Source organism: Providencia sp. JGM181, assembly GCF_018257375.1.
Classification (GTDB): Bacteria; Pseudomonadota; Gammaproteobacteria; order Enterobacterales; family Enterobacteriaceae; genus Providencia; species Providencia lanzhouensis.
The window spans coordinates 1-880 of sequence record NZ_JAERJY010000288.1 but is presented as its reverse complement, the minus strand read 5'-3'; the positions used below and the strand labels follow the sequence as shown (position 1 = coordinate 880).

3 protein-coding genes are annotated in these 880 nt (G+C 33.0%); 2 read left to right on the top strand and 1 reads right to left on the bottom strand.

The window, feature by feature from the left end; genetic code table 11:
- Both JK188_RS18135 and JK188_RS17570 read left to right on the top strand, forming a co-directional pair.
- On the top strand, positions 1 to 94 hold a 94-nt coding region (locus tag JK188_RS18135), incomplete at its 5' end, for a hypothetical protein (protein WP_249216050.1).
- Between the two features lie 10 nt (positions 95 to 104).
- On the top strand, positions 105 to 455 hold the full coding sequence (locus JK188_RS17570) for a transglycosylase domain-containing protein (protein WP_249216049.1): 351 nt from the start codon (positions 105 to 107) through the stop codon (positions 453 to 455).
- Here the strand turns inward: JK188_RS17570 and JK188_RS18070 are convergent.
- Positions 399 to 880 (bottom strand): hypothetical protein (locus tag JK188_RS18070; protein ID WP_211888705.1); only part of this gene is annotated, 482 nt, incomplete at its 5' end. The two genes, JK188_RS17570 and JK188_RS18070, sit on opposite strands and share 57 nt — an antisense overlap.

Here is an 880-nt window from a genome sequence, read left to right as displayed (position 1 = left end):
ACAGCAATCAGAAATTACGGCATTAGCCGCAGCAACGATTGCATTGGAACTGTTATATATCCAAGCGTCTAAGAAAAAAGCATGGTGGAGCTAGCACTATTGATATGCAACTAGTTCGAACAATTACAGGATTTAAGGATAGGACTATATTTAGAAAATTGTATGAGTCTATCTTAGCATTTTTAATAAATTATAAGTTTACAAAAAATCAAATCATAGAATGCTATGCCAGTAATGCTTTTTTTGGAAGTCGATTATATGGAGCAAAATCTGCAGCGATAAAACATTTTAATAAAGATTTACATCATTTAGATAACAATGAGATGGCATTCATTGCTTCCATGCTGCTTCGACCAAGGCCTCTTTTTCCATCAGATGGTTGGGAAAAAAGCAACGAATCAAGATCTCGGTACGCTCAAGCCATTTTTCGAACTTTGAAAAAGCGCTCTTATTAATGTCCAATTCGACGCTTTGTGGATATTATAAATTGATAGAGGTTCTGTGTTATCACTGGTTATAGTATCCCACCTTTCCTTTGAAATACTCGCTAATTCGTTGCTTATTCTTCTTGTTGCTGCATACGCATAATCCAAGTGTTTTTTTGCTTCCTCCAGGCTGGATAACTTATTATTTTCGATGTAATTTCTTATATGATTATGAGCACACCTAAATTCATAATGAACCGTGTTTTCCATGAGTTTTGACTCATTATATAAGTCTAAATTAAACATTTTCATGTTTAAAACAGTCAAACTAATATTCCACTCATTTACTTTTATTTTATTTTCATCTCTCAACTTATCTATTTTTTTTTGATTTTTTTCTTTATCTTCTAATGCAAATATCAAGTCAGTAGCTGCAAATCGACGCTCACTAGAGA

Coding starts and splice junctions, on each gene's coding strand:
- JK188_RS17570 (WP_249216049.1), top strand. CDS start 105: ATGCAACTAGTTCGAACAATTACAGGATTTAAGGATAGGACTATATTT.